Consider the following 17,905-nt stretch of genomic DNA (forward strand, 5'->3'; position numbering starts at 1 on the left):
AATTCGCGCAAGCGAATGATCAGACGGAAAGGGCGCCCCGCGGGGCGCCTTTTTTCAATTTCGGAAACGCACACCGAGATGTTACCCTTTTCCGTATTGAAACATTGCAATTCGAAAGAGGTCATAAGATGCACGTAACGGCACGTTCACTCTGTCTTGTCGCAGCAATCGCGTTTTCATCAACCTCGGTATCGTCCCAACAAATCGCGGATCGCATTTTTCTTGGCGGTCCAATCGTCACAATGAATGACGAAGGCCCCTCTGCCGAAGCGGTTGCAGTCAAAGACGGGCGTATTCTGGCCGTCGGATCGCTGTCTGATCTATCTGCGTATCAAGGTGATGGAACGGAAACCTTCGATCTGAACGGACGCGCGATGCTGCCGGGCTTTGTGGACAGCCATGGGCATGTTGTCATGGGAGGTTTGCAGGCACTGTCAGCCAACCTTCTCGCGCCGCCGGATGGAGATGTCGTTGATATCGCAAGCCTGCAATCAACACTGTCCAACTGGGCCGCTGAGAATGCGGAAGCCGTTGAGCAGGTGAAAATGATCGTTGGCTTTGGTTACGACAACGCGCAGCTGAAAGAGCTGCGTCACCCGACACGGCAAGAACTGGATATGGTGTCCCAAGACTTGCCGGTCATCATCATTCATCAATCCGGGCATTTGGGGGTCGCAAATTCAAAAGCTCTGGAGTTGGCAGGTATCACCGCCACCTCAGAAGCACCTCCGGGCGGTGTGATTCAGCGCGATGAAGCTGGTGAGCCTAACGGCGTTCTGGAAGAATACGCGTTCTTTTCGGTTCTTGTTCCCATGCTTGGAAATCTGGGTGAGAAAGGCTTGGCGGCATTCGCGAAGGCCGGAACAGAGCTTTGGGCTAAGTTTGGATATACAACCGGACAAGAAGGCCGATCGTCCGGCGAGATTGTCGAGGTTCTCAGGAAAGTTGCAGCCGAAGAAGGGCTGCCCATCGACGTGGTCGCGTTTCCAGACGTTTTGGAAGCTCGGGAGTTCATCAGAGAAAACACATCCGCAGACTATGAGAACCGGGTCCGGGTTGGGGGTTGCAAGCTGACAATCGACGGTTCACCGCAGGGTTTCACAGCCTTGCGGGATCGACCCTATTACAATCCGGTTGGAAATTATGCCGCCGGGTATGCCGGATATGCCGCCATAACGATGGAGCAGCTTCAGGACGCGGTGAACTGGTGTTATGAGAACGGCTTCCAGATCCTTGTGCATTCCAACGGCGAAGGAGCATCCGATATGCTGATTGCGGCGCTCGAAGAAGCGCAGATCAAGTATGGCGACCCGGGCAACCGCCCCGTTCTGATACACGGCCAATTTCTGAGGGAGGATCAGGTTGCCAGTTTCAAACGGCTTGGCGTGTTCCCGTCGCTTTTCCCGATGCACACGTTCTATTGGGGCGATTGGCACCGGGATCATACTGTGGGACCGGTCAATGCCGACAACATCTCACCCACGGGATGGCTGCGAGAAAGGGACATGATGTTCGGCACACACCACGATGCCCCGGTCGCGTTTCCCGACAGTATGCGGGTTCTTGCCGCGACGGTCACTCGCCGCACCCGTTCGGGCGACATATTGGGGCCGCATCAAAGGGTGGACGTCATGACTGCACTTAAGGCCATGACAATTTGGCCTGCGTGGCAGCATTTTGAGGAAAACGAGAAGGGGTCGATTGAAGTTGGCAAAGTTGCAGACTTTGTGATCTTGTCTGACGATCCCACGACGGTCGATCCAGAGACCCTAGCCGAGCTCAAAGTGCTTGTAACCGTCAAAGGTGATGAGGTTGTTTACGAAGCTGAAGAAGGTGTCAGAGAGGGAAAGGTGCGTTTTTCTCCATTTTCCAGTGACCCAGTTATTGCGCATCTTTTTTTGCACGCGGTTTACCAAGGAATGAAGGTCGAAAGTCCATGGTTAACCAATGGCGTTTCTGGAGGTGAATAGAAGGGTTTTCATTCTGGCATTTGCCTCTTGCAAAAACGCTCAGGTCGCTATAGTACGCGCGGGTTCTCAATAAGAACATCAAGGCGGGGTGATTCCCGCCTTTTGGGTTCGATGAGGGTTGGCGATGCGCGTCTGTCCTCCTCTCAACTCCAACGCCTGAATAAAAGGCTGTTAATATGCAAAGCCAAAACATCCGTATTCGGCTGAAGGCATTTGACTATCGCGTTCTGGATGCCAGCACGCAAGAGATCGTCAACACTGCCAAGCGGACCGGCGCGAACGTGCGCGGACCGATCCCGCTGCCGAACAAGATCGAGAAGTTCACGGTTCTCCGTGGCCCTCACGTTGACAAGAAATCCCGCGACCAGTTCGAGATCCGCACGCACAAGCGTCTTCTCGACATCGTTGATCCGACCCCCCAGACCGTTGACGCGCTGATGAAGCTCGACCTCGCTGCTGGTGTGGACGTCGAGATCAAGTTGCAGTCGTAATCGGAGGGTATGAGAATGCGCTCTGGTATTATCGCAAAAAAAGTTGGCATGACCCGCCTGTTCATGGAAGACGGCAAGCAGATCCCTGTGACCGTTCTTCACCTGGACAACCTGCAGGTCGTTGCACAGCGGACCGCTGAAAAAGACGGCTACACCGCCGTTCAGCTGGGCGCCGGTGCTGCCAAGGCAAAACGCACCTCGAAAGCCATGCGCGGTCACTATGCCGCTGCCAAGGTCGAGCCCAAGCGTAAGCTGGCCGAGTTCCGTGTCTCTGAAGATGGCCTGATCGAAGTGGGTGCCGAGATTTCGGCAGAACATTTCCTGGAAGGTCAGAAAGTTGACGTTTCGGGTACCTCGATCGGTAAAGGCTTTGCCGGTGCGATGAAGCGTCACAACTTCGGTGGTCTGCGCGCCTCGCACGGTGTTTCGATCAGCCACCGTTCGCACGGTTCGACCGGTCAGTGTCAGGACCCGGGCAAGGTGTTCAAAGGCAAGAAGATGGCCGGTCACATGGGTGCTGCCCGTGTTACCACCCAGAACCTGGAAGTCGTCAAAACCGACGCCGACCGTGGTCTGGTCTTCATCAAAGGTGCCGTTCCCGGACCGAAATCGGGCTGGGTCACCGTCAAGGACGCCGTGAAGAAGAAAGCACCGGAAGGCCTGCCTTTCCCGGCTGCTGTGAAATCGGCTGCATCTGATGCACCTGCGGAAGAAGCTCCCGCGGAAGGTGGTGAAGCATGAAACTTGATGTAATCAAACTGGACGGCGGCAAGGCCGGCGACATCGAGCTGAACGCCGATCTGTTCGGTCTCGAGCCGCGTGCGGACATCCTGCACCGTGTGGTCCGTTGGCAGCGCAACAACGCGCAGGCCGGCACCCACAAGGTCAAGACCCGCTCGGAAACCAGCTACTCGACCAAGAAGATCTATCGCCAGAAGGGCACCGGTGGCGCACGCCATGGTGACCGTAACGCGCCGATCTTCCGCAAGGGTGGTATCTACAAGGGCCCGACCCCTCGTTCGCACGGCCACGACCTGCCGAAGAAGTTCCGCAAGCTTGGCCTGCGCCACGCTCTGTCGGCCAAAGCCAAAGCAGGTGAACTGGTTGTGATCGAGAACGCCGAAGCCGAAGGCAAGACCGCCGCACTGGCAAAACAGGTTGCAAACCTGGGCTGGAAACGCGCTCTGGTCATCGACGGCGCGACCGTGAACGAAGGTTTCCTGAAGGCGTCGCGCAACATCGAAGGTCTGGATATCCTGCCGTCGATGGGTGCAAACGTTTATGACATCCTCAAGCGTGACACCCTGGTGCTCACCAAAGCGGCTGTCGAAGCACTGGAGGCTCGACTGAAATGAGCGCGAAGGCAGAACACTACGACGTGATCCGCAAGCCGATCATCACCGAAAAGTCGACCATGGCGTCCGAAAACGGCGCGGTTGTCTTTGAAGTGGCGATCGACAGCAACAAGCCGCAGATCAAAGAGGCCGTTGAGGCACTGTTTGGTGTGAAGGTCAAAGCGGTGAACACCACCGTGACCAAAGGCAAGGTCAAGCGGTTCCGCGGCCAGTTGGGCAAGCGGAAAGACGTCAAGAAGGCCTATGTGACCCTGGAAGAGGGTAACACCATCGACGTGACCACCGGTCTCTGATCGGACCCGTCGTTTAGAAAATCAGAACCCCCGCGCGAGCGGGGGTTTTTTTGTTTGGCACAGACTGTTCGCTCTGCGCCCTTAGCGGCTTCTTATTCAGCTTGCTTGCGCGCGGTCTCGATGAAGGCTAGCCAACCATCCGGCTTGCCAAACACGCGCATCTTTTCGTGCAGCAAGGGGCCGTAGATTTCCCACATACGTTTTCGCAGCTCTTTCCCCTTGTCGGTGATCTTCAGGACTTTACCCCGCCGGTCACCGTCAAAGGGCACATATGTGATCAGTCCTTCTGCAACCAGGCGCCTGCTCAAATGGGACAGGTTCGATTGCTCGAATATGGTGTCCTGCGCCAGCTCGTAGGGGCGTAGTTGGCCGCCGTGCCGCTCGAGGGACCAAAGGATATCGTACCATTTCAAAGGCGGCAGGCCAGCGTCTTTCAGGGCGGCACTGATTTCAAACTGGATGAGCCGTGTCGTCCGGTTCATTGCAACCCAGATGTCGGTTTCCAGCGATGTTGGCAGATCACTCTTCACAACTTCGTGTTCTCCTTGATTCCGATTGCGGTTTGTTGCGCGTTCAATTAGATGAAAATTCATCTAATATCCAGCCCCTACCGGATGAAAGGAACTCAGCCATGAGCTTTAACTCTATGATCGCTGCCGTCGCCCTGACCGTTGCCGTGGCACCTGTCTATGCGCAGACCTACAAGACTGACCAGGGGCATACAGAAGTCCGGTTCAGCTGGAGCCATGCAGGGGTGTCCACCCAGCATGGCGAATTCACCAAAGTCGAAGGTGTGCTGGATCTGAACGCGGATGATGTAGAGGCATCGACACTGAACGTGACGATCGACACAAACAGCCTGTCCTCGGGGTTTGGGCCTTTGGACGATCACCTTAAGTCGGCGGATTTTCTCGAGGTCGAAACCTATCCGGAAATCACTTTCGCCAGTACGGGAATTGAACGGACGGGCGACACCACGGCGGATGTGACCGGCGACCTGACCATTCATGGAGTAACCAAACCCGTGACCCTGAACGCCACGCTGACTCACCAAGGCCCGCATCCGCTGGGCGGTGCCATTGAATACTATCAAGGCGACTGGGTGGCGTTCTCGGCCGAAGCTGAGATTGACCACACGGAGTTTGGCGTCGGACCATTCTCAACCGGGCCGATCACCATCCTCATCGACACCGAGATGAAGGCTGACGGGTAAGAATGGTAAGTCAGCCCGCTGGCGCTATATTGAATGCTATGGCTGACTCAAAGAACACACCGCAGCATGGAAATAAGCAGCACACATTGCTACGACGCTTGCTAGGTGGTTTCGCGACCTCGGCGGTTCAAACCGACGAGGTCGCTTTCGTCTCTGATCCAACGGCTGAACGTGAGCAGGTGCTGGCGAAGATGCGCGCGTTTAACGGTGAGCCGTATTTCCAGATAGCCGATGAAAAGCTGGGGCTCTTGTCGGTATTCGATGATCTGAAATACGATCGGGCGGATGTGGACATGATCTCTCCGGCGATGCGTAAGCATGTTGTCACCAAGCTTGGTCCGCTGGGGTTTCGACAGATTTCCGGCACGGTACTGGAGCACGTGAAAGCCGACATGCGTGTACATATTCCAAAGTTCCACGCCCTCGGCGCGTCGCCCTTTGACATTACGCGCTACACAGACAAGCGCGCTCAGGATTATTGCCTGCTGACCCCGACGCAGGTGGCTTGCCAGTTCATCGATCACTATGTGCTGGACGACGCCGTGCAGCGGATCGAAGCGCTTGTTAAAAAGCACCCAATCAATCTGCTAAAGCTGGCGGATTATCTGGAAGGCAAACCCAAGCACCGTGCGTTTCGAGAAGTTCTCAGCCATATCAAGCTCAAACAGCGGATTGCAGTGGAGTCTGAACCACTCTGCCGCAGGCGGTCTTTGGGGTAGGGCGTCAGAAGGCCAGGGGTCAGGGAAACGTATGTTGCGGGAGCCCACGGTTGGAAAGCGCCGTAGAGCCGGATTTTAGCTCCGTACAGCGGCATTGTGATCTTCAGTGGGCCTATCCTGCTGTTACGCGTCTACTGGTCGTGCTGTGAGCCAACGCGTGATACAAAAAAAGGCGCCATTCGGCGCCTTTGTGTCTTGCTGCGGATTATCCGCGATTAAGAGCAGTAAACATGTTTGTGCGCAATATCTGCGATGTCGCAGCGGCGGATGCCGATGTCATCCAGTTCGCGGTTGGTCAGGCTTTGCAGTTCGCGGTATGTGCGCTGATATTCAGCGGCCCGTTTGCGTGCGGTTTTGATCCGTTCGATCATGTCCATGATCCGGGTGCCGAAGTTGAAGCCGGTATTTGTCAGTGTTGCGGTTGTCATTTCTGTGTTCCTTTCTCAAATCAGGGCGAATTCCCTGACGTTACCTTTTGTGTTCCTTGTTTGGACAAGGCTGAGATAGGGTTAATAGTTATCGCTAACAATACAGGTTTCGGTCTAGCCGCTATGCGTTTTCGGTATGACAAAGGTTGATCCCAACGCAATACGGATCGCGCAAGACATTCAGAATATTATTTACTTGCGTCAGAAGCACTCAGAAACTGCCGTAAGGGCGCTTCTCCTATTGAACGCAGGCCGTGTGGCAGTGCTAACGCCTTGCGATAAAGCTGTACGAAATGCCCTAAAAACCGACTATTTCCTAATCTTCCCCTCGTATCGCTCTTTTTGTTCATTAACCAGAATCAGTTTGCCGTTGTTCACGACGTAAAGATCAAACCGGGGGTTTTGGTATCCAATGCAACGCATCCCGTTGTCATAGAATTTGTATGAGTTTGCTTTCCATGTTTGGCCATCCCTTTTGTAGGAATAGGTTCCGTCGGAAAAATATGTTTCTGTGTCTTTGCCAGTGTAAACGACTTTGCGTCCCGCAAGGTTGTTTTGGAGCCAGGCTGCATTCACTTTCTGGTCGCCGTCTGAGAAATAGCTTTTCGAAAGTTTTGGAGCCTTGTTAGGGCAGGCTGCGTGCGCTGAGACACCAATGGCCGTCGCGCAAAGCGCGGATAGGAACAGTTTCATCTTTTCTCACTCTTTAATCAAAATGGATCAAAACGATACGTCAGACGCAGTTAAACGCAAGAAAAAACGCCCCTGAAAAATATCAGGGGCGTTTCGAACTCTGCGAAGATTTAGCGATTAGCCGCGTTCTTCGATGATCTCAACCAGATGCGGGATCTTGTTGACCATGCCGCGGACCGAAGGAGTGTCTTCCAGTTCACGGGTTTTGTGCATCTTGTTCAGGCCCAGACCGATCAAGGTAGCGCGCTGTTCAGCGGGGCGACGGATCGGGGAACCGATTTGCTTGACGACGATGGTTTTTGCCATGGGTCGCTCTCCTTATGCTTCTGCTTCAGCAGCAGCTGGTGCTTCTTCCCGCTTGGGCAGGATGTCGGCAACCTTTTTGCCACGACGCTGTGCAACCGAACGCGGGCTTTGCTCTTTCTGCAGGCCGTTGATGGTGGCACGGATCATGTTGTACGGGTTCTGCGAGCCCAGCGACTTGGACACAACGTCCTTTACGCCCAGCATTTCGAACACGGCACGCATCGGACCACCGGCGATGATACCAGTACCTTCAGGTGCGGTACGCATAACCACTTTACCAGCGCCGTGACGGCCTTCGATATCGTGGTGCAGGGTACGACCTTCGCGTAGTTGCACGCGGATCATCTGACGCTTGGCTTGTTCGGTCGCCTTACGGATGGCTTCAGGTACTTCTTTCGCTTTACCTTTACCAAAGCCGACGCGGCCTTTCTGATCGCCGACAACCACCAGAGCGGCGAAGCCAAAGCGCTTACCACCTTTTACGGTTTTCGACACACGGTTGATCGCAACCAGGCGATCTGCAAATTCCGGTGCTTCGTCACGGTCGCGGCCACGGCCCCGACGGTTTTCACGTTCTGCCATCTTGGCATCCCTTTTCTCTAGAGGCGCTCTCGGCGCCGTTTGTTCAATCCAAGTGAGCCCCGACTAGTGCCGAGGCCCCCGGATCATCGGGGCGGATCGAAACCCGCCCGCAGGTCTTAGATCTTCAGACCACCTTCACGCGCAGCGTCGGCCAGAGCCTTCACCTTGCCGTGGAACAGGAAGCCACCACGATCGAAATAGGCCTCTTCGACGCCTGCCTTCTTGGCACGCTCTGCAATGGCCGCGCCGACTTTGGTCGCCGCATCGATGTTGTTTTTGCCAACAACGCCCAGATCCTTTTCCAGGGTCGAGGCCGAGGCCAAGGTCACGCCACGTACGTCGTCGATCAACTGAACAGAGATGTTCTTGTTCGAACGGTGTACGGACAGACGCGGACGACCCGCGTTGACCTTGCGAAGTTTGTTCCGAACGCGCAGGCGGCGCTTCAGAAACAGGGTTCTTTTGCTGTTTGCCATTGTGTTCGTCCTTACTTCTTCTTGCCTTCCTTGCGGAAGATGAACTCGCCCTTGTAGCGGATGCCTTTGCCTTTGTAAGGCTCGGGGCGGCGCCATTCGCGGATTTTGGCCGCGGTTTCGCCCACCAGCTGCTGGTCGATACCTTCCACAACGATCTCGGTCTGCTTCGGCGCGGTGATGGTGACACCTTCCGGAGCAGTGAAATCAACATCGTGGCTGTAGCCCAGGTTCAGCTTCAGGGTGTTGCCCTGCATCTGAGCCCGGTAACCAACACCCTGGATCTCCAGCTCTTTTTTGAAGCCGGTCGTCACACCGGTTACCAGGTTGGCAACCATGGTGCGGCTCATGCCCCACTGCTGGCGAGCACGTTTGGACATGCCGCGGGGGTCGATCTTGACCACGTTGTCTTCAACCGACAGCGTTACGTCGTCGGTGGCGGTAAAGCTGCGGGTGCCTTTCGGACCTTTCACTTCGATGGTCTGACCCGACACAGTGGCGGAAACGCCGCTGGGCAGCTCGACCGGCTTTTTACCAATACGAGACATTGCAGACCTCCCTCTAGAAGACGGTGCAGAGCACTTCGCCGCCAACATTGTTGGAGCGAGCGTTTGCGTCCGACATCACACCTTTCGGAGTGCTGACAATCGACACACCCAGACCCTGACGGACCTGTGGGATGTCATTGACGCCCATGTATACGCGACGGCCGGGCTTCGAGACCCGCTTCAGTTCACGAATAACAGGGGTGCCTTCGTAGTATTTCAGGCTGATTTCGATGGCCGGATGACCGTTTTCACCGGTCGTCTTTTCATAGCCACGGATGTAGCCTTCGTCCGCCAGCACGTCCAGAACCCAACCGCGCAGCTTGGAAGCCGGGGTGGAAACGGTGGACTTGCCGCGCATTTGCGCGTTGCGGATACGGGTGAGCATATCGCCGATAGGATCATTCATATCTATGTCTCCCTTACCAGCTCGATTTCACCATGCCGGGGATCTGACCAGCAGAACCCAGCTCGCGCAGCGCGATACGGCTGACCTTCAGCTTACGGTAGTAAGCGTGGGGACGACCGGTCAGCTGACAACGGTTGTGCAGACGGGTAGCCGAGCTGTTGCGCGGCAGTTTCGCCAGTTTCAGACGCGCCTTGAAGCGCTCTTCCATCGGCTTGCTCTCGTCATTCGCGATTTCTTTCAGCTCGGCACGCTTCGCGGCATATTTGGCCACCAGGCGTTCGCGCTTCTTTTCGCGTTCGATCATTGCTTTTTTAGCCATGTCTCAATCCTCCCGGCGCTTATGCGTTGAACGGCATGTTGAAAGCTTTCAACAGTGCCTTTGCTTCAGCGTCGGTTTTCGCTGTGGTGGCAATTACGATATCCATGCCCCAGACTTCGTCGACCTTGTCGAAATCGATTTCCGGGAACACGATGTGCTCTTTCATGCCCATGGCAAAGTTGCCCTGACCATCGAAAGCAGGCTTTACACCGCGGAAGTCACGAACGCGCGGCAGCGCGATGGTGATCAGACGATCCAGGAATTCGTACATCCGGTCACCGCGCAGGGTCACTTTCGCGCCCAGCGGCATGTCTTCACGGACGCGGAAGCCCGCGATCGACTTCTTCGCCTTGGTTGCAACGGCCTTTTGACCGGCAATCGCAGTCAGATCCTCGACAGCAGCTTTCGCTTTCTTCGAGTCTTTGACAGCCTCGGCACCACAACCGATGTTCAGAACGATCTTTTCCAGCTTGGGCAGCTGCATGTCGTTCTTGTAACCGAACTCTTCTTTCAGAGCGGCACGGATGGTTTCAACGTACTGAGTTTTCAGACGCGGGGTGTAGGTTGCGTTATCAAGCATCGATCACGTCCCCTGTGGTCTTGGCGAAGCGGACCTTCTTGTCACCTTCCATGCGGAAGCCGACGCGGGTCGCTTTGCCGTTCTTGTCCAGCAGTGCCAGGTTCGACAGGTCGATCGGGTTTGCCTGAGGCAGACGACCACCTTGCGAGTTCTGCGACTGGCGGGTGTGACGGATGGCTATGTTGATGCCATCGACAACAGCTTTGCCGGCTTTGGGGTCAACCGAGGAAATGGTGCCCTCTTTGCCCTTGTCCTTGCCGGCCAGCACGACGACCTTGTCGCCTTTGCGGAGTTTAGCAGCCATGATTACAGCACCTCCGGAGCCAGCGAGATGATTTTCATGAAGTTCTTGCCGCGCAGTTCGCGAACAACGGGGCCAAAGATACGGGTACCGATCGGCTCGTTGTTGTTGTTCAGGATGACGGCGGCGTTGCGATCGAAGCGGATCGCGGTGCCGTCTTCACGACGGACTTCCTTGGCGGTGCGTACGACGACGGCCTTGCGGACGTCCCCTTTCTTTACGCGGCCGCGTGGGATGGCTTCCTTCACCGAGACGACAATGATGTCGCCGACGGAGGCGTATTTACGCTTGGAACCACCCAGGACCTTGATGCACTGAACTCGGCGAGCGCCGGAGTTGTCAGCGACATCCAGATTGGTCTGCATCTGGATCATGTGGTTTCTCCCGACCTGTGGGGGCTGGTCTTGTTAATTCCCCCAGGGTTTCGACAAATGGAAAATTCTGGGGGCTTACGCCTCCAGAACCTCCCAACGTTTCGTCTTCGATTTCGGCGCGCATTCGATGATGCGTACAGTGTCGCCGACCTTGAAGGCGTTCTTTTCGTCATGAGCCCGGTATTTCTTGGACTTACGAACGGTCTTGTGCAGCAGCGGGTGCTTGAAACGGCGTTCAACCGAAACAGTCACGGTCTGCTCGTTGGCGTCGCTGGTTACTACTCCGGACAGGATACGCTTGGGCATGGGATTACTCCTCCGATGCCGCAGCAGCGGCCTTTTCGTTCAGAATGGTTTTGACGCGGGCAGCATTGCGGCGGGCCGCTTTGATGCCGGCTGTGTTTTCCAGCTGACCGGTTGCCTGTTGAAAGCGCAGGTTAAAGCTTTCTTTCTTCAGGTTGGCCAGTTCCTCGCGGAGCTGGTCCGGGGTCTTTTCACGCAGTTCTTGGGCGTTCATCGCCTTTTTCCTTTGCTCAAAACACCAGAAGGCCCCGTACACGGGTCACCTTGGACCTGGTGGATGAATGATAGACATGCGAATCCCCCGACTCAGCCGGGGGACACGCAGGATGACGCCGTATAAGGGTTTAGGGAGTGGGGGGCAAGGGAAAGTTTGACGTCTTCTTTAAGGCGAGGGAATTGGATGCTCTCGGTCGCCGAACGGGTTACCAATCACGAAACTTCCGCGAAGTATTCCTCATCCAAACTCAGGCCAAGGTCTGTATTGCCAACGGGCCGCGTTCGGCGCCCAATAGAACAGGCCCACAAAGGTTTGAAGTTCACAGAGGAGGTAAGAAAATGACCAGCCCATATTCAGGAGGATGTGAACACGTCAAGATAGTCGCGACGGCAGAACCGATAGACAACCATGAATGCCACTGTGATGTCTGTAAGTCCGTGACCGGACAGCACACAACCCATGTTGCGTTCTTTAACTACACAGACCTGTCAGCAGACCCCGAAGATAAGATGAACCGTCAACCATTCAACGCCAACAATCCCGATGGCCCTTTAGAGCTTTGCACCTGTTCTGAGTGCGGGGCCGCGCTGATGCTGGATGATAAGCAAAAACGCATACGCGTGGCTGTACCCAACGTGATGGGGTATGATGACAGCAAGTTTCCTGCAGCGACTTACCACGCGTTTTACGATGACAGCAAAGGGTACCCCAAGCCTGATGACGGACGACCGGTATATGAAGCGTTCCGTCCAGAATTTTCTTGGCCTTCACCTGCCGCCTGACAGGGCTTTCGTTCATTCTGGGCGGAGTGCTAACGGTGTTCGCCTGCATTCAAGATGCCGTTATTCGGTGGGAGCGTTCAGTCCCACCGATAGTTAAAGCTCACCGAAATCCGCTCTTCTTCAGCCATGTTCATTGGCACCTCGTGGCGCAACCAGCTTTCCCACAGCAGGACATCCCCGACCTTAGGCTTCATATAGATAAACGGCTGCAAATCGCGCCGCCCACCCTTCAGGCGCGTGGGCGCAGCCATCATGCGGCCTGAGCGGGGGTCTTCCAATTTCAACGCACTGGCCCCTTCGGGCATTGCCACATAGGTCGTGCCCGAGATCACGCTGTGCGGGTGCAGGTGGCTGGAGTGCATCCCGCCCTCGGGCAGAATGTTGATCCACAGGTCTTCCAGCTTCAGCTCGCCCTCTCCCAGATCAAACTCCAGATCCTTGGCAAAGGCTGCGACATGCTGGTCCAGTGCAGTGACCAGATCGGCGAAGATCGGGAAACGCCAGGGCAGATCGGTCAGCGAGGCATAGCTGGTGTAGCCGGGATAGCCGTTTTCCTCACACCACTCCTGCCCGGCCTCGTCATCCTCGGCGATGACAAGGCAGGAGTTTTCCAACTCTTCCGCATCGATCCTCGGACCGAACTCGGACAAAGCTGCGCGATAAAGACGGGTTACGAAAAGTGATTCAATCTGTGCCATGCGGTGGGCATAACTTAGTAACAAACAAATTGCGAGAGACTGCGCTGTTTCCGACTTTACAATCGGAATTGACCCGTTCTCAAAACAGGCGGATTATCTCCAATATTTTGGGGAAACTAGTTATGACCAATGAGATAGAAGCGAAAATAGCTGAGTTGAACTACAAGACTGCGCTCGCCAACCAAGATGCGGCGAACAAACAACGAGCCAGTGGATTGATGCAGTACGTTGTCGGAGGTGCAATTACTGCGGCACTAGCTGCATGGGCGAGTTATCAGGCTTCGACATACTCATACAATTCGACGCTGCGGGAGCTTGAATTGAAATATGCTAAGGAAAATCGCGAAATCGATCTGGAACTTGCCAAACTAAGCCTTACGATCCTTGCAGGCGATTACCAAGAAGACGTCGAGAACTCTTTGCCTGCTAGGATGTTCGCGTTAAATGCCTTGGAGCGTGGCACCGGCGTACTGATACCTGATGAAGACAAAAAAACTTGGGCTGAGACGGGCTTAACGCCGGTAGATATGTTCGGCTTCGGAGAAATTCAGCTAGAAAACCAGATTGGAATAGCAAATTCGTCTCTTAAACAACTGATGGTTGACGCGTTAACGAAAAAGACACACGGCTGTATCATCCACAAGGAAAAAGAACACTGTGGTGAGCTATTTGAGGCTTCGATTGTCGGAAACATGGCTTGCCTCATGTCGGAAAGAACCGAGAAACTCGTTTGCGGCGAGCTAAGGCAATCTGAATAATAAACCCCCGCCGGTTTCCCGACGGGGGTCAATTTTGTCACGAACGGGGAAACCCCGGATCGCTCACCAGTCTTCGCGAACCACGACGCGGGTCTTGATCGGCAGCTTCATCGCGGCCAGGCGCAGGGCCTCGCGGGCGATGTCGTCATTGACGCCGTCGATCTCGAACATCACGCGGCCGGGCTTGACCTTGCAAACCCAGCGGTCCACCGAACCCTTACCTTTACCCATACGAACTTCGATCGGCTTTGCAGTGACCGGAGTGTCGGGGAAGATACGGATCCAGACACGACCCTGACGTTTCATGTGACGGGTCATGGCACGACGTGCAGCTTCGATCTGACGCGCGGTGACGCGCTCGGGCTGCAAGGCTTTCAGACCGTAGGTGCCAAAGTTCAGATCAGAGCCGCCCTTGGCTTCGCCCTTGATCCGGCCTTTGTGCATCTTGCGGAATTTCGTACGCTTTGGTTGAAGCATCTCAAATCCTCCTTAGCGACGGCCGCCTGCACCGCGAGGTGCCGGACCATCCTGGAGTTCCTGTGCTTTACGGTCACGTGCCTGCGGATCGTGCTCCATGATCTCACCTTTGAAGATCCAGACCTTGATCCCGATAATCCCGTAGGGGGTCATCGCTTCGGCATGTGCGTAATCGATGTCGGCACGCAGGGTATGCAGAGGCACGCGGCCTTCGCGATACCATTCGGTCCGTGCGATTTCGGCGCCGCCCAGACGGCCAGCGACGTTCACCCGGATACCCAGGGCGCCCATGCGCATGGCGTTCTGAACCGAGCGCTTCATTGCGCGACGGAACGAAACACGACGTTCCAGCTGCTGAGCGATCGACTCGGCAACCAGCTGCGCGTCAAGCTCGGGCTTGCGCACTTCGACGATGTTCAGGTGCAGTTCGCTGTCGGTCATTCCAGCAAGCTTTTTGCGCAGAACTTCGATGTCTGCACCTTTCTTGCCGATGATGACACCCGGACGTGCGGTGTGGATCGTTACGCGGCACTTCTTGTGCGGACGTTCGATGATCACACGTGCAACACCGGCCTGCTTGCACTCTTTCTGAATGAACTCACGGATCTTGATGTCTTCCAGCAGAAGATCACCATAATCCTTGGTGTCAGCGTACCAGCGGCTGTCCCAGGTGCGGTTGACCTGAAGGCGCATGCCGATCGGATTGACTTTATGTCCCATTAGGCTTGCTCCTCAACTTGACGCACCTTGATGGTGATCTCCGAGAACGGCTTCATGATCTTGCCGAAACGGCCACGGGCACGCGGACGACCGCGCTTCATGACCAGGTTCTTGCCAACCCAAGCTTCGGCGACGATCAGTTCGTCAACGTCCAGGTTGTGGTTGTTTTCGGCATTCGCGATTGCGGACTGCAGGCACTTTTTGACGTCCTGCGCGACACGCTTGTTCGAGAAAGTCAGGTCGGTCAGAGCCTTCTCGACTTTCTTGCCGCGGATCATTTGCGCAACCAGGTTCAGTTTCTGCGGGCTGGTGCGAAGCATGCGAGTTTTCGCCATTGCTTCGTTTTCAGCCACGCGGCGGGGGTTCTTTTCCTTGCCCATGACTTACTTCCGCTTCGCTTTTTTGTCTGCGGCGTGACCATAGTAGGTACGAGTTGGCGAGTATTCACCGAACTTCTGACCAATCATGTCTTCCGTGACGTTTACCGGGATATGCTTCTGGCCATTGTACACACCAAAGGTCAGACCCACGAATTGGGGCAGAATGGTGGAACGACGCGACCAGATCTTGATGACTTCGTTGCGGCCCGACTCGCGCGCTGCTTCGGCTTTTTTCAGCACATAAGCATCGACGAAAGGACCCTTCCAAACAGAGCGAGACATAGATTAACGTCCCTTCTTCTTGGCGTGCCGCGAGCGGATGATCAGCTTCTGGGACGCTTTGTTCTTGTTGCGGGTACGCTTACCCTTGGTGTCCTTACCCCACGGTGTAACCGGTGTACGGCCACCCGAGGTACGACCTTCACCACCACCGTGCGGGTGATCGATCGGGTTCATTGCAACACCACGAACCGACGGACGAACGCCTTTGTGGCGCATACGACCGGCTTTACCGAGGTTCTGGTTCGAGTTGTCGGGGTTGGACACGGCACCAACGGTGGCCATGCATTCCTGACGGACCATGCGCAGCTCGCCCGAGCTCAGACGGATCTGAGCGTAGCCGCCATCGCGACCAACGAACTGAGCGTAAGTACCAGCCGCACGTGCGATCTGACCGCCTTTTCCAGGCTTCATCTCGATGTTGTGGACGATGGTACCGATTGGCATGCCCGAGAACGGCATTGCGTTGCCCGGCTTGATGTCGGCCTTGGCAGATGCCACGACTTTGTCACCAACAGCCAGACGCTGCGGAGCCAGGATATAGGCCTGCTCGCCGTCTTCGTATTTTACCAGTGCGATGAATGCGGTCCGGTTCGGGTCATATTCGATCCGCTCGACGGTTGCCGCGACATCAAATTTGTTCCGTTTGAAGTCAACGATCCGGTAGAGACGCTTTGCGCCACCGCCGCGGCGGCGTGAAGTGATCCGTCCGGTGTTGTTCCGGCCGCCCGATTTGGTCAAACCCTCAGTGAGAGACTTGACCGGACGTCCTTTCCAAAGCTCCGAACGGTCGATCAGCACCAGCCCGCGCTGGCCCGGCGTCGTCGGCTTGTACGACTTGAGTGCCATGCTTTCTGTCTTCCGTTTAGCAAGTGCGAGGGGGTTCCCCGCTATGTGAGAGGCCCCCGTAGGTGCCAAGGGTATAGGGCCCCGAAGGTCCCCGGTTCAAAATATCTAAGGCCCCGGAACGAATCCGAGGCCGCAAGATTGGGTGCATCTAACAGTGTTGGGGCCGGGTGACAAGAGAGAGTGTCAAACTAATTCTGTGGCCGTGAAAACCGCACGTAATCTTGACGTGGTTTTGCCGCTTGTATCTGCATTTGTCGATTTTGTCAGGTATCTTGCGATGGTTTCAGTCGGCGAAGAAGGCCGCCCCGTTGCGTTCACCCAAAGGTTTTCAGCCCTGAGCGTTGCGAGAGATCGGTTGGAAGGTTATCCCTCTTCGCCTTTTAATCTACGAACACCACGCGAATGAATTTCTTCAAACGAAGAACCCAAAACAACATAAATGCAAGCCAGGCTATCGCGAAGATAATGGTGTTTGTTGCTTTCCAATCGATTCTTTTGGTGATGTCCTTGGGGTCAATCTCATACAAGTAACCGGAAAAAACGACCGTTTCCGGTGTATCGCATTTGGTATATGCCGTCTCGGCTGGGGGAAAGCCTTGGTCTTCCGGTGGAATAGGCATTCCGTCCAGAAATATTCCCCTTTCTTCCTCGAACCTTGCGATATTTTCGTTGTTGTCCAGAATGAGCAGCGAGTTTTGAGTACAATTCGACAGAATGGAATAATCATTCTTGTTGATTTGGTCGTAAGACAGTGCGGTTCCGAGTAGGCTTATTCCTGTAATGAAACCAATCTGAAAAACCGCAAATTTGTTTATGCTTTCTTCTCGCAGGGATCGAAACAGAAGATAACCCATGAACACCGCAATATGAAAAACGATAACAAAATAAAGCACGGTGAATATTTCGAAAAATGGTCTGCTTTCGGATTTGAACAAAATGTAGAGAGAAACGAGTCCGCATATTAGACAGAACGACCGAGAGAACTTTAGCTGATGATCCATGTCGACCATGCTGTCATCGGACACCTCGGTCAGGTTTGTCGTCGTGACCAAGTGCCCGGATGCTTTGGCGTTGTGCCGTACAACCTCGGGTGGGCGGTACAAAAAGGACAGCACGACCGTACAGGCAATCACGCAGTAAATTGGAATATGGTACATCCATCCAAATGGGCTCTCAAACAGGGTGTTCTGAGGTAACAGCAAGCACGTCAGAATTGCGACAGATACCAGCACATAGGGTGATTTGTTTGGCCGCAGATAGTCCAGAAATGGCATCAGGGGTGCAGCAAGTGCGGTGATGGGTTCTGCCATAACAATACTCAAACAAAGGAATTGCAATTAGAGTATCAAATTTGCCTGGCTTTGAGAATAACGGTAAGAAAACAGGCCGCT

The 17,905-nt window shown here is 55.0% G+C and carries 30 protein-coding genes; 9 read left to right on the forward strand and 21 right to left on the reverse strand.

Features of this window, described 5'->3' with window-relative positions:
* Window positions 1–128 precede the first annotated feature (128 nt).
* The 5 genes from GS620_RS08640 (at window position 129) to GS620_RS08660 (ending at window position 4,109) form a co-directional block, all read left to right on the forward strand.
* Complete coding sequence (locus tag GS620_RS08640) at window positions 129–1,970, forward strand: amidohydrolase (protein ID WP_171364033.1); 1,842 nt, start codon at window positions 129–131, stop codon at window positions 1,968–1,970.
* A 176-nt stretch (window positions 1,971–2,146) separates the two neighbouring features.
* The gene (rpsJ, locus tag GS620_RS08645; RefSeq protein WP_008756422.1) at window positions 2,147–2,461 is read left to right on the forward strand and encodes a 30S ribosomal protein S10; all 315 of its coding nucleotides are present in this window, start codon (window positions 2,147–2,149) and stop codon (window positions 2,459–2,461) included.
* A gap of 15 nt (window positions 2,462–2,476) precedes the next feature.
* Window positions 2,477–3,202, forward strand: a complete 726-nt coding sequence (rplC, locus tag GS620_RS08650; RefSeq protein ID WP_171615331.1) for a 50S ribosomal protein L3 — start codon at window positions 2,477–2,479, stop codon at window positions 3,200–3,202.
* The gene (gene rplD, locus GS620_RS08655; protein WP_155148664.1) at window positions 3,199–3,816 is read left to right on the forward strand and encodes a 50S ribosomal protein L4; all 618 of its coding nucleotides are present in this window, start codon (window positions 3,199–3,201) and stop codon (window positions 3,814–3,816) included. Before rplC ends, rplD begins: the two co-directional genes overlap by 4 nt.
* Complete coding sequence (locus GS620_RS08660) at window positions 3,813–4,109, forward strand: 50S ribosomal protein L23 (RefSeq protein WP_068348029.1); 297 nt, start codon at window positions 3,813–3,815, stop codon at window positions 4,107–4,109. The genes rplD and GS620_RS08660 overlap by 4 nt, the downstream gene beginning before the upstream one ends.
* Before the next feature lie 92 nt (window positions 4,110–4,201).
* Here the strand turns inward: GS620_RS08660 and GS620_RS08665 are convergent, their stop codons facing one another.
* Window positions 4,202–4,639, reverse strand: coding sequence for a MarR family winged helix-turn-helix transcriptional regulator (locus GS620_RS08665; protein ID WP_371809789.1), 438 nt, complete (start codon window positions 4,637–4,639; stop codon window positions 4,202–4,204).
* Window positions 4,640–4,740: 101 nt separating this feature from the next.
* Here GS620_RS08665 and GS620_RS08670 point away from each other — a divergent pair, with 101 nt between their 5' ends.
* The gene (locus GS620_RS08670; RefSeq protein ID WP_171615335.1) at window positions 4,741–5,322 is read left to right on the forward strand and encodes a YceI family protein; all 582 of its coding nucleotides are present in this window, start codon (window positions 4,741–4,743) and stop codon (window positions 5,320–5,322) included.
* Window positions 5,323–5,408: 86 nt separating this feature from the next.
* The gene (locus GS620_RS08675) at window positions 5,409–6,041 is read left to right on the forward strand and encodes a hypothetical protein (RefSeq protein ID WP_171615337.1); all 633 of its coding nucleotides are present in this window, start codon (window positions 5,409–5,411) and stop codon (window positions 6,039–6,041) included.
* A 215-nt stretch (window positions 6,042–6,256) separates the two neighbouring features.
* On the opposite strand, the gene GS620_RS08680 is transcribed toward GS620_RS08675, so the two are convergent.
* The 13 genes from GS620_RS08680 to rpmC form a co-directional block, all read right to left on the reverse strand.
* On the reverse strand, window positions 6,257–6,418 hold the full coding sequence (locus tag GS620_RS08680; RefSeq protein ID WP_224859333.1) for a DUF1127 domain-containing protein: 162 nt from the start codon (window positions 6,416–6,418) through the stop codon (window positions 6,257–6,259).
* Between the two features lie 360 nt (window positions 6,419–6,778).
* Entirely contained in the window at window positions 6,779–7,162 is a 384-nt protein-coding gene (locus tag GS620_RS08685) for a hypothetical protein (RefSeq protein WP_152459163.1), read from the reverse strand.
* 117 nt (window positions 7,163–7,279) lie between these two features.
* Complete coding sequence (rpmD, locus tag GS620_RS08690) at window positions 7,280–7,468, reverse strand: 50S ribosomal protein L30 (RefSeq protein ID WP_008757946.1); 189 nt, start codon at window positions 7,466–7,468, stop codon at window positions 7,280–7,282.
* 12 nt (window positions 7,469–7,480) lie between these two features.
* Window positions 7,481–8,050 (reverse strand): 30S ribosomal protein S5, encoded by a 570-nt coding sequence (gene rpsE / locus GS620_RS08695; RefSeq protein ID WP_170498070.1) that lies wholly within the window; start codon window positions 8,048–8,050, stop codon window positions 7,481–7,483.
* Between the two features lie 116 nt (window positions 8,051–8,166).
* Window positions 8,167–8,526 carry a 50S ribosomal protein L18 gene (gene rplR / locus GS620_RS08700; protein ID WP_152459162.1) on the reverse strand — a complete coding sequence of 120 codons (360 nt, stop codon included), beginning with the start codon at window positions 8,524–8,526 and terminating at the stop codon, window positions 8,167–8,169.
* An 11-nt stretch (window positions 8,527–8,537) separates the two neighbouring features.
* Window positions 8,538–9,071, reverse strand: a complete 534-nt coding sequence (rplF, locus tag GS620_RS08705; protein WP_170347645.1) for a 50S ribosomal protein L6 — start codon at window positions 9,069–9,071, stop codon at window positions 8,538–8,540.
* A gap of 13 nt (window positions 9,072–9,084) precedes the next feature.
* Window positions 9,085–9,477, reverse strand: a complete 393-nt coding sequence (rpsH, locus tag GS620_RS08710; RefSeq protein WP_068340741.1) for a 30S ribosomal protein S8 — start codon at window positions 9,475–9,477, stop codon at window positions 9,085–9,087.
* Window positions 9,478–9,490: 13 nt separating this feature from the next.
* Entirely contained in the window at window positions 9,491–9,796 is a 306-nt protein-coding gene (gene rpsN / locus GS620_RS08715) for a 30S ribosomal protein S14 (protein ID WP_010437098.1), read from the reverse strand.
* A 19-nt stretch (window positions 9,797–9,815) separates the two neighbouring features.
* Window positions 9,816–10,376 (reverse strand): 50S ribosomal protein L5, encoded by a 561-nt coding sequence (rplE, locus tag GS620_RS08720; protein WP_171615339.1) that lies wholly within the window; start codon window positions 10,374–10,376, stop codon window positions 9,816–9,818.
* A complete protein-coding gene (gene rplX, locus GS620_RS08725) occupies window positions 10,369–10,680 on the reverse strand; it encodes a 50S ribosomal protein L24 (protein WP_152459159.1) in 312 nt (103 codons plus the stop codon). Before rplX ends, rplE begins: the two co-directional genes overlap by 8 nt.
* Before the next feature lie 2 nt (window positions 10,681–10,682).
* On the reverse strand, window positions 10,683–11,051 hold the full coding sequence (rplN, locus tag GS620_RS08730; RefSeq protein WP_039523372.1) for a 50S ribosomal protein L14: 369 nt from the start codon (window positions 11,049–11,051) through the stop codon (window positions 10,683–10,685).
* A 75-nt stretch (window positions 11,052–11,126) separates the two neighbouring features.
* Window positions 11,127–11,357, reverse strand: coding sequence for a 30S ribosomal protein S17 (gene rpsQ, locus GS620_RS08735; protein WP_152459158.1), 231 nt, complete (start codon window positions 11,355–11,357; stop codon window positions 11,127–11,129).
* Window positions 11,358–11,361: 4 nt separating this feature from the next.
* A complete protein-coding gene (gene rpmC, locus GS620_RS08740) occupies window positions 11,362–11,568 on the reverse strand; it encodes a 50S ribosomal protein L29 (RefSeq protein WP_093965352.1) in 207 nt (68 codons plus the stop codon).
* Between the two features lie 341 nt (window positions 11,569–11,909).
* On the opposite strand from rpmC, the gene GS620_RS08745 reads away from it, so the two are divergent.
* Window positions 11,910–12,353, forward strand: coding sequence for a GFA family protein (locus GS620_RS08745; protein WP_152459157.1), 444 nt, complete (start codon window positions 11,910–11,912; stop codon window positions 12,351–12,353).
* A 77-nt stretch (window positions 12,354–12,430) separates the two neighbouring features.
* Here GS620_RS08745 and GS620_RS08750 read toward each other — a convergent pair whose 3' ends face one another.
* Window positions 12,431–13,051, reverse strand: a complete 621-nt coding sequence (locus tag GS620_RS08750) for a 2OG-Fe(II) oxygenase family protein (RefSeq protein ID WP_171615341.1) — start codon at window positions 13,049–13,051, stop codon at window positions 12,431–12,433.
* Window positions 13,052–13,173: 122 nt separating this feature from the next.
* On the opposite strand from GS620_RS08750, the gene GS620_RS08755 reads away from it, so the two are divergent.
* Window positions 13,174–13,809 (forward strand): hypothetical protein, encoded by a 636-nt coding sequence (locus GS620_RS08755; protein WP_171615343.1) that lies wholly within the window; start codon window positions 13,174–13,176, stop codon window positions 13,807–13,809.
* Between the two features lie 63 nt (window positions 13,810–13,872).
* Here GS620_RS08755 and rplP read toward each other — a convergent pair whose 3' ends face one another.
* The 6 genes from rplP to GS620_RS08785 form a co-directional block, all read right to left on the reverse strand.
* On the reverse strand, window positions 13,873–14,286 hold the full coding sequence (gene rplP / locus GS620_RS08760) for a 50S ribosomal protein L16 (RefSeq protein ID WP_117872242.1): 414 nt from the start codon (window positions 14,284–14,286) through the stop codon (window positions 13,873–13,875).
* A 12-nt stretch (window positions 14,287–14,298) separates the two neighbouring features.
* The gene (gene rpsC, locus GS620_RS08765) at window positions 14,299–15,006 is read right to left on the reverse strand and encodes a 30S ribosomal protein S3 (RefSeq protein ID WP_152459155.1); all 708 of its coding nucleotides are present in this window, start codon (window positions 15,004–15,006) and stop codon (window positions 14,299–14,301) included.
* Window positions 15,006–15,386 carry a 50S ribosomal protein L22 gene (rplV, locus tag GS620_RS08770; RefSeq protein ID WP_039538267.1) on the reverse strand — a complete coding sequence of 127 codons (381 nt, stop codon included), beginning with the start codon at window positions 15,384–15,386 and terminating at the stop codon, window positions 15,006–15,008. Before rplV ends, rpsC begins: the two co-directional genes overlap by 1 nt.
* 3 nt (window positions 15,387–15,389) lie before the next feature.
* On the reverse strand, window positions 15,390–15,668 hold the full coding sequence (rpsS, locus tag GS620_RS08775; protein ID WP_068348022.1) for a 30S ribosomal protein S19: 279 nt from the start codon (window positions 15,666–15,668) through the stop codon (window positions 15,390–15,392).
* 3 nt (window positions 15,669–15,671) lie between these two features.
* Window positions 15,672–16,514, reverse strand: a complete 843-nt coding sequence (gene rplB / locus GS620_RS08780; RefSeq protein WP_008757664.1) for a 50S ribosomal protein L2 — start codon at window positions 16,512–16,514, stop codon at window positions 15,672–15,674.
* Window positions 16,515–16,894: 380 nt separating this feature from the next.
* Window positions 16,895–17,824 carry a hypothetical protein gene (locus GS620_RS08785; protein WP_171119028.1) on the reverse strand — a complete coding sequence of 310 codons (930 nt, stop codon included), beginning with the start codon at window positions 17,822–17,824 and terminating at the stop codon, window positions 16,895–16,897.
* Window positions 17,825–17,905 lie beyond the last annotated feature (81 nt).

The sequence above is a fragment of the Ruegeria sp. HKCCD6428 genome (assembly GCF_013110595.1).
In the GTDB taxonomy this organism is placed as follows: domain Bacteria; phylum Pseudomonadota; class Alphaproteobacteria; order Rhodobacterales; family Rhodobacteraceae; genus Ruegeria.

Bases quoted from the DNA above. Each gene is read 5' to 3' on its own strand.
- GS620_RS08640 (WP_171364033.1), top strand. From the start codon at position 129: ATGCACGTAACGGCACGTTCACTCTGTCTTGTCGCAGCAATCGCGTTT.
- rpsJ (WP_008756422.1), top strand. From the start codon at position 2,147: ATGCAAAGCCAAAACATCCGTATTCGGCTGAAGGCATTTGACTATCGC.
- rplC (WP_171615331.1), top strand. From the start codon at position 2,477: ATGCGCTCTGGTATTATCGCAAAAAAAGTTGGCATGACCCGCCTGTTC.
- rplD (WP_155148664.1), top strand. From the start codon at position 3,199: ATGAAACTTGATGTAATCAAACTGGACGGCGGCAAGGCCGGCGACATC.
- GS620_RS08660 (WP_068348029.1), top strand. From the start codon at position 3,813: ATGAGCGCGAAGGCAGAACACTACGACGTGATCCGCAAGCCGATCATC.
- GS620_RS08670 (WP_171615335.1), top strand. From the start codon at position 4,741: ATGAGCTTTAACTCTATGATCGCTGCCGTCGCCCTGACCGTTGCCGTG.
- GS620_RS08680 (WP_224859333.1), bottom strand. From the start codon at position 6,418: ATGGACATGATCGAACGGATCAAAACCGCACGCAAACGGGCCGCTGAA.
- GS620_RS08685 (WP_152459163.1), bottom strand. From the start codon at position 7,162: ATGAAACTGTTCCTATCCGCGCTTTGCGCGACGGCCATTGGTGTCTCA.
- rpmD (WP_008757946.1), bottom strand. From the start codon at position 7,468: ATGGCAAAAACCATCGTCGTCAAGCAAATCGGTTCCCCGATCCGTCGC.
- rpsE (WP_170498070.1), bottom strand. From the start codon at position 8,050: ATGGCAGAACGTGAAAACCGTCGGGGCCGTGGCCGCGACCGTGACGAA.
- rplR (WP_152459162.1), bottom strand. From the start codon at position 8,526: ATGGCAAACAGCAAAAGAACCCTGTTTCTGAAGCGCCGCCTGCGCGTT.
- rplF (WP_170347645.1), bottom strand. From the start codon at position 9,071: ATGTCTCGTATTGGTAAAAAGCCGGTCGAGCTGCCCAGCGGCGTTTCC.
- rpsH (WP_068340741.1), bottom strand. From the start codon at position 9,477: ATGAATGATCCTATCGGCGATATGCTCACCCGTATCCGCAACGCGCAA.
- rpsN (WP_010437098.1), bottom strand. From the start codon at position 9,796: ATGGCTAAAAAAGCAATGATCGAACGCGAAAAGAAGCGCGAACGCCTG.
- rplE (WP_171615339.1), bottom strand. From the start codon at position 10,376: ATGCTTGATAACGCAACCTACACCCCGCGTCTGAAAACTCAGTACGTT.
- rplX (WP_152459159.1), bottom strand. From the start codon at position 10,680: ATGGCTGCTAAACTCCGCAAAGGCGACAAGGTCGTCGTGCTGGCCGGC.
- rplN (WP_039523372.1), bottom strand. From the start codon at position 11,051: ATGATCCAGATGCAGACCAATCTGGATGTCGCTGACAACTCCGGCGCT.
- rpsQ (WP_152459158.1), bottom strand. From the start codon at position 11,357: ATGCCCAAGCGTATCCTGTCCGGAGTAGTAACCAGCGACGCCAACGAG.
- rpmC (WP_093965352.1), bottom strand. From the start codon at position 11,568: ATGAACGCCCAAGAACTGCGTGAAAAGACCCCGGACCAGCTCCGCGAG.
- GS620_RS08745 (WP_152459157.1), top strand. From the start codon at position 11,910: ATGACCAGCCCATATTCAGGAGGATGTGAACACGTCAAGATAGTCGCG.
- GS620_RS08750 (WP_171615341.1), bottom strand. From the start codon at position 13,051: ATGGCACAGATTGAATCACTTTTCGTAACCCGTCTTTATCGCGCAGCT.
- GS620_RS08755 (WP_171615343.1), top strand. From the start codon at position 13,174: ATGACCAATGAGATAGAAGCGAAAATAGCTGAGTTGAACTACAAGACT.
- rplP (WP_117872242.1), bottom strand. From the start codon at position 14,286: ATGCTTCAACCAAAGCGTACGAAATTCCGCAAGATGCACAAAGGCCGG.
- rpsC (WP_152459155.1), bottom strand. From the start codon at position 15,006: ATGGGACATAAAGTCAATCCGATCGGCATGCGCCTTCAGGTCAACCGC.
- rplV (WP_039538267.1), bottom strand. From the start codon at position 15,386: ATGGGCAAGGAAAAGAACCCCCGCCGCGTGGCTGAAAACGAAGCAATG.
- rpsS (WP_068348022.1), bottom strand. From the start codon at position 15,668: ATGTCTCGCTCTGTTTGGAAGGGTCCTTTCGTCGATGCTTATGTGCTG.
- rplB (WP_008757664.1), bottom strand. From the start codon at position 16,514: ATGGCACTCAAGTCGTACAAGCCGACGACGCCGGGCCAGCGCGGGCTG.
- GS620_RS08785 (WP_171119028.1), bottom strand. From the start codon at position 17,824: ATGGCAGAACCCATCACCGCACTTGCTGCACCCCTGATGCCATTTCTG.